The sequence below is a fragment of the Kitasatospora sp. NPDC007106 genome (genome assembly GCF_040634455.1).
Taxonomy (GTDB): domain Bacteria; phylum Actinomycetota; class Actinomycetes; order Streptomycetales; family Streptomycetaceae; genus Kitasatospora; species Kitasatospora arboriphila.
Genome location: NZ_JBEYFP010000343.1, coordinates 1 through 6,333, shown reverse-complemented (window position 1 = coordinate 6,333; position 6,333 = coordinate 1). Strand labels below are relative to the sequence as shown.

Genomic DNA, 6,333 nt, shown 5'->3' with positions numbered 1-6,333 from the left:
ACTGGAACTGAGCCGGTCCCGGTCCGTGCGGCGGCCGGCCCCACCCGCGGGTGGGGCCGGCCGCCGCACGGACCGGGACCGGCTCAGTTCCAGTCGAAGCCCTGCGGGTCCGGGCCGATCCGGCGGCCGGTGTCGATCGAGGCGATCGCCGCGAGGTCCTCGGCGTCCAGCTCGAAGCCGGCCACGTCGAGGTTCTCCCTGATCCGCGACGGGGTGACCGACTTCGGGATCGCGATGACGCCGCTCTGCAGGTGCCAGCGCAGCACCACCTGGGCCGGGGTGCGGCCGTGCTTGGCGGCCACCTTCGCCAGAGCCGGCTCGTCGAGCAGCGACTTGCCCTGGCCGAGCGGGCTCCACGCCTCGGTCGCGATGCCGTGCTGCGCGTGGAACGCCCGCAGCTCGTGCTGCGGGAAGTAGGGGTGCAGCTCGACCTGGTTGAGCACCGGGGCGACCGAGCTCTCCTGCAGCAGCACCTCCAGCTGCTGCGGACCGAAGTTCGAGACGCCGATCGACGTGGCGCGGCCGTCCGCCGCCAGCTGCTCGAAGGCCTTCCAGATGTTGCCGAAGGAGCCGTGCATCGGCCGCGGCCAGTGGATCAGGTACAGGTCGACGTGGTCGAGTCCGAGCTTGGCCAGCGAGTCGTCGAACGCGCGGAGCACGGCGTCCCGGCCCTGCTGCCCGGACCAGTCGACGGTGCCCGAGTTCCACAGCTTGGTGGTGACGAACAGCTCCTCGCGGGCCACGCCCGACTCGGCTATCGCGACGCCGGTGCCGGTCTCGTTCTCGTACACGGCCGCGGTGTCGATCGAGCGGTAGCCCGCCTCGATCGCCGCGCGGACCGCCGGAGCGGCCTCCGCGTCCGGAACCTGCCAGACGCCGAAACCGAGCTGCGGGATCACCGCGCCGTCGTTGAGCGTGACGCTGGGGATGGTGCTCACGGGAAGGGGTGCCCTCCTGGTCGTCCGATGCTTCCGAAGGCGGCCAACGGGAGCGGCAGGGAAAACATTCCCGGTGTGCGGATATTCCCTCGATCCGGTGAGACCCGCCGCCGCCCTGGCCGGAATTCCGCGGGTCGCCCGGAAAACCTGTTGCGTGCGCCACACCCCGACGGGGACGCTCGGTGACCATGACGTCCTGAACCGTGTCCGGCGCCCGCACCCCCGACGGGCCCGCCCCCGCCTCCCGAAGCCCTGGTCGCGCCCGAGCGCCGGGCCCTCCGCCGTGCCCGCGACCCGGGCCGCGCGCCCGACCTGCCCGTACCACCCGTAACGGAGCGTCATGCCGCTCGCACACCTGCCGCTGGACGACCCCGGCAGACCCGACCTCTCCTCCCCGCTGGGCCTGCTGCGCTGGCTCTCCCGCGCCCAGCGGCGCGGGCAGGTCCTCGCCACCTGCTGGGGCGTCCTCGAAATGGGCTGTCAGGCGGCCCTGCCGCTGGCCCTCGGCCTCGGCATCCAGGCCGCGGTCGACGAGGACACCGCCGGCATCTGGCGGGCCGGCGGCCTCGCCGTGCTGCTCGCCGTCCTCCAGGCCATCGGCACCGTCCTGCTGCACCGCCAGGCGGTGTGGAACTGGATCACCTGCGCCGCCCAGGTCCGCCAGCTCGTCGCCCGTCAGGCCTCCCGCCTCGGCGCCGGCCTCTCCCGCCGGATCGCCACCGGCGAGGTGGTCGCCGTCAGCAGCGGCGACGTCGAGAAGATCGGCTGGTACGTCGAGCTGATGGCCCGGGTCCGCGCCGCCGTGCTGGTCTGGCTCGCCGTCAGCCTCGTCGTGCTCGTCCGCGAGCCGCTGCTCGGCACCGCCGTCCTGCTCGGCGTGCCGGTGCTCGCCGCCGCCGTCTGGCCGCTGCTCGGCCCGTTCGAACGGCGCTACTCCGAGCAGCGCGCCCTCGGCGGCAAGGCCACCGAACTCGCCGCCGACACCGTCGCGGGCCTGCGCGTGCTGCGCGGCATCGGCGGCGAGGAGCTCTTCCTGGAGCGGTACCGCACCGCCTCGCAGAAGGTCCGCCGGGCCGCCGTCCGGGCCGCCCGCACCTGGTCCCTGATGCAGGCCCAGCAGGTCCTGCTGCCCGGCCTGTTCGTCGTCGGCGTCACCTGGTACGGCGCCCACCTCGCCGCGACCGGTGCGCTCGGCATCGGCGAGCTCGTCGCCGTCTACGGCGCGACGGCCTTCCTCGCCGCGCCGCTGCGCATCCTCGGCGAGGCCGCGCACGCCTGGTCGGTGGCCCGGGTCTCGGCCGGCCGCGCCGCCCGCGTCCTCGCGCTCAGCCGCACCGCCCCCGGCAGCGACTTCCCGGAGAGCATCGTCCGGCCCGAACGCGGCGACCTGCACGACCCGGTCACCGGCCTGACCGCCCGGGCCGGCCGGCTCACCGCCGTGGTCTGCGGCGACCCGGACGTCGCCGGCGCACTCGCCGCCCGGCTCGGCGGACACGTCCCGCTCGGCGAGGACGAACGGCCGCAGCCCTCCGTCCGGCTCGGCGGCGTCCCGCTGGACGGCGTGCCGCTGGCCGACGCCCGGGCCGCCGTGCTCGTCCACGACAAGGAGCCGGTGCTGCTCTCCGGCACGCTGGCCGAACTGCTGGACGTCCCCGGCGCCGGGCGGGTGGACACCGCCGAGGCGCTGGCCGCCGCCCGCGCCGAGGACGTGCTCGACGCCCTCGTCGACGGCTCGCCCGAGTGCGGCGGCGACCCGATGGCCGCCCGGATCACCGAGCGCGGCCGCTCGCTCTCCGGCGGCCAGCGGCAGCGGCTGGCCCTCGCCCGCTCGCTGGTCGCCGACCCGCCGGTGCTCGTCATGGACGAGCCCACCAGCGCCGTCGACGCCCACACCGAGTCGCGGATCGCGGCCGGTCTGCGCAAGGTCCGGGACGGCCGCACCACGGTGGTCTTCGCCACCAGCCCGCTGCTGCTCGACCAGGCCGACGGCGTCGTCCTCGTCCAGGACGGCCGGGTCGCCGCGACCGGCACCCACCGCGCCCTGATCGCCGACGACGCCCGGTACCGGGCCGTCGTCACCCGCGATGAGGACGCCGGCCCCGCTCCCGCCGGCCCCGCCGCCGCACGTCCCGCGCCGGACGCTGGCACCCCCGCACCGAACCAGACCGTGAAGGAGGCGGCATGCGGCTCCCCCGAGGCCTGAAGCCACCCACCGTCCAGGAGCAGGGGCCCGCCACCATGCTCCCGGTGGCCCGCCCGGCCACCGTCCGCGCCTACGTCCGGCTGCTCGCCCGGCGCCACCGCGGCGGCTTCGCCGCCGTCGTCGCGCTGCACTCGGTCGCCACCGTGGCCGGCCTGGTCGGCCCGTGGGTGCTCGGCTCGCTCGTCGAGTCGCTCTCCGCCGGCACCACCGAGGGCCGCATCCTCACCGCCGTCGGCTGGTACCTCGCGGCCCTGGTCGTGCAGTCCGTGTTCATGGGACTGTCCCGGCTGCGCGGCGGCATCCTCGGCGAGGAGGTGCTGGCCGACCTGCGCGAGGACTTCCTCGTCCGGTCGGTCGCGCTGCCGCCCGGCGTCCTGGAGCGGGCCGGCACCGGCGACCTCGTCTCCCGCGGCACCACCGACGTCGACCGGCTCGCCAAGTCGGTCCGCGAGGCCGTCCCCGAGCTCGCCGTCGCCGTGGTCTCCGTGGTGCTCGTGCTCGGTGCACTGGTGCTGACCTCGCCGCTGCTCGCCGCCACCGCGGTGATCGGCCTGCCGCTGCTGCTCGCCAGCTCCCGCTGGTACTTCCGGCGCGCACCGCAGTCCTACCGCGCCGAGTCGGCCGGGTACGCGGCGGTCAACACCGTCCTCGCCGAGACGGTCGACGCCGGCCGCACCGTCGAGACGCTGCGCCTCGGCGAGCAGCGGGTCCGGCTGACCGACCGCAAGATCGGCGAGTGGGTGGCCTGGGAGCGGTACACGCTCTGGCTGCGCTCGGTCTGGTTCCCGACCGTCGACGCGACCTACGCGCTCGCCGTGCTCGGCACGCTCACCCTCGGCGGGGTGTTCACCGTCCAGGGCTGGATCGACGTCGGCCGGCTCACCGCCGGCGTGCTCTACGCGCAGGCGCTCGTCCACCCGGTCGACCTCATCCTGCGCTGGTACGACGAGCTGCAGATCGGGCAGGCGTCGCTGGCCCGCCTGGTCGGCGTCCGCGAGGTGGAGGACCCGGACACCGACGGGACGCTCAGCCCCGACGGTCGGCGGGTGCGGGCCGAGGAGGTCCGCTTCGGCTACCGCGAGGGCGCCGACGTGCTGCACGGCATCAGCCTGGACGTCGCACCGGGCAGCCGGGTCGCCCTGGTCGGCCCGTCCGGCGCCGGCAAGTCCACGCTCGGACGGCTGCTCGCCGGCATCTACGCACCGGGCCGCGGCCGGGTCACCCTCGGCGGCGCCGCCCTGGCGGAGATGCCCGCCGAGCGGGTCCGGGCCGAGGTCGCCCTGGTCAACCAGGAGCACCACGTGTTCGTCGGCACGCTCCGGGACAACCTGCGGCTCGCCCGGCCGGGCGCCGACGACACCGAGCTGCGGGCCGCGCTCGCCGCCGTCGACGCCGAGGACTGGGCCGACGCCCTGCCCGAGGGCCTGGACACCGAGGTCGGCTCGGGCGGCACCGCGCTCACCCCGGCCCAGGCCCAGCAACTGGCGCTCGCCCGGCTCGTCCTCGCCGACCCGCACACCCTGGTGCTGGACGAGGCCACCTCGCTGCTCGACCCGCGGGCCGCCCGTCACCTGGAGCGCTCGCTCTCCCGGGTGCTGGAGGGCCGCACGGTGATCGCCATCGCGCACCGCCTGCACACCGCGCACGACGCCGACGTGATCGCGGTGGTCGAGCAGGGCCGGATCAGCGAGTACGGCAGCCACTCCGAGCTGGTCGCGGCCGGCGGGCCGTACGCGGCGCTCTGGCGCTCCTGGCGGGACGAGCGCTGAGCGCGTCCGGCCCGACCGGTGAGCGTGTCCGGCCCGGCCGGTGAGCGTGTCCGGCCCGGCCGGTGGGGAGCACGGAGCAACCGGCATTGCGCCGCCCGGGTCGTACCGGGCGGCGCGATACCGGCAAACCGGTACGGAACGGAGCAGACTGATGGTGTGACCAAGACTTCGGGTGGTTCCCCGGGCGGCGCGTCCGGCGGCGGGCCGCGCGGCGAGATCGCGGGAGTGCCCACCAGGTGGATCGCCTGCGGGGTGATCGCGGTACTGGCGATCTGGTTCCTGTTCGCCAACCTCGACGACGTGCAGATCCGGTTCTGGGTGTTCATCCCGTCCTCAGGTCCTGCCACAGCGCCCCGCCGGTCATCCCGTGGAACTCGGGGACGACGATGACGCACCGCACCTCCCCCGCCTCGGCGGCCCCCGTCAACGCGGGCAGCAGCACGTCCCGGTAGTCCTCGGCCGACAGCGTGCCACCGGTCTCGAACCCGATCACACCCGCCGGCAGGTCCTCCAGCCTCTTGATCACATCGCCTCCCGGAGCCACCCGTCCCGCCCCGGCCGGGGCGCGCCGCTGCCCACGCCAGGACGGCGTCCCGGCCCGGGCATCTCCTCGCCGGTCGGGCCTCGGCCCGGTCAGGTGTGGGCGCCGGGCCAGGGGCCGGGGGTGGGGACGGCGGGCTTGTCGGTGGTCTCGGTGGTGGCGGTGCGGAAGCCGGCCGCGCGGTAGGTCCGCAGGGCGGCGGGCCCGTCCAGCGAGCAGGTGTTGACGGTGACCGTGGTGGTGGGCGGCAGAGCGGGGTGCCGGTCGGCGAGGTCCCAGGCGCGGGTGAGTCCGACGCCGAGCAGGTGGCGGCCGAGGCCACGGCCGATGAACTGCGGCAGCAGCCCGAAGTAGGCGACCTCGACGCGGCCGTCCCCGCGCGGCTCCAGCTGCACGTATCCGGCCGGGGTGCCCGCCACGTACGCGACCCAGGTCTCCACTCCGTCGCGGTCGAGCCACTCCTGCCACTGACGGTGGCTCCAGGGCAGCCGGTCCGTCCAGGTCCACGGGCCGCCGACGGCGGTGTAGAGGAAGCGGGCGAACTCCGGCCCGGTCTCCTCGGCCAGGAGGATCTGCAGCGGGGTGTTCTCCGGTGCGGGCGCCTCCACCAGGTCGGTGCGGGAGGTCTGCTCCAGGTACCAGGTGGTGACGGTGATCGTCTCGCTCATGCGGCCCAGGCTCTCACGCCGTCCGCACCGTGCCGGGCCCGGGGCGGGAGGCGCTCAGCGGGTCTCGCCCCGGGCCCGCATCTCGGCCTCGGCGATGTGGTCGCGGCCGGGCGCCAGCGCCTCGCGGACCTGCCGCTCCGCCTCGACGAAGGCCCGGTGGTACCCGTCGTTGTAGGTCTCCACGACCTGGTACGTCCACATGCCCGGCAGCACG

The 6,333-nt window shown here is 75.5% G+C and carries 5 protein-coding genes; 2 read left to right on the top strand and 3 right to left on the bottom strand.

The genetic code is table 11. The features are described from left to right. Window positions 1-83 precede the first annotated feature (83 nt). Window positions 84-938 carry an aldo/keto reductase gene (locus tag ABZ641_RS22810; protein ID WP_344621828.1) on the bottom strand — a complete coding sequence of 285 codons (855 nt, stop codon included), beginning with the start codon at window positions 936-938 and terminating at the stop codon, window positions 84-86. A gap of 340 nt (window positions 939-1,278) precedes the next feature. Here ABZ641_RS22810 and ABZ641_RS22805 point away from each other — a divergent pair, with 340 nt between their 5' ends. Beyond that, window positions 1,279-3,141 (top strand): ABC transporter ATP-binding protein, encoded by a 1,863-nt coding sequence (locus tag ABZ641_RS22805; protein WP_359984390.1) that lies wholly within the window; start codon window positions 1,279-1,281, stop codon window positions 3,139-3,141. Further along, on the top strand, window positions 3,120-4,910 hold the full coding sequence (locus ABZ641_RS22800) for an ABC transporter ATP-binding protein (protein WP_359984387.1): 1,791 nt from the start codon (window positions 3,120-3,122) through the stop codon (window positions 4,908-4,910). The genes ABZ641_RS22805 and ABZ641_RS22800 overlap by 22 nt, the downstream gene beginning before the upstream one ends. Window positions 4,911-5,232: 322 nt before the next feature. Here ABZ641_RS22800 and ABZ641_RS22795 read toward each other — a convergent pair whose 3' ends face one another. Together ABZ641_RS22795 and ABZ641_RS22790 are read right to left on the bottom strand one after the other, a co-directional pair. Continuing rightward, window positions 5,233-5,436 carry an STAS/SEC14 domain-containing protein gene (locus ABZ641_RS22795; RefSeq protein ID WP_359984384.1) on the bottom strand — a complete coding sequence of 68 codons (204 nt, stop codon included), beginning with the start codon at window positions 5,434-5,436 and terminating at the stop codon, window positions 5,233-5,235. Window positions 5,437-5,543: 107 nt separating this feature from the next. Beyond that, window positions 5,544-6,119: a GNAT family N-acetyltransferase gene (locus ABZ641_RS22790; protein WP_344627162.1), complete on the bottom strand. Its 576-nt coding sequence runs from the start codon at window positions 6,117-6,119 to the stop codon at window positions 5,544-5,546. Window positions 6,120-6,333: the final 214 nt, after the last annotated feature.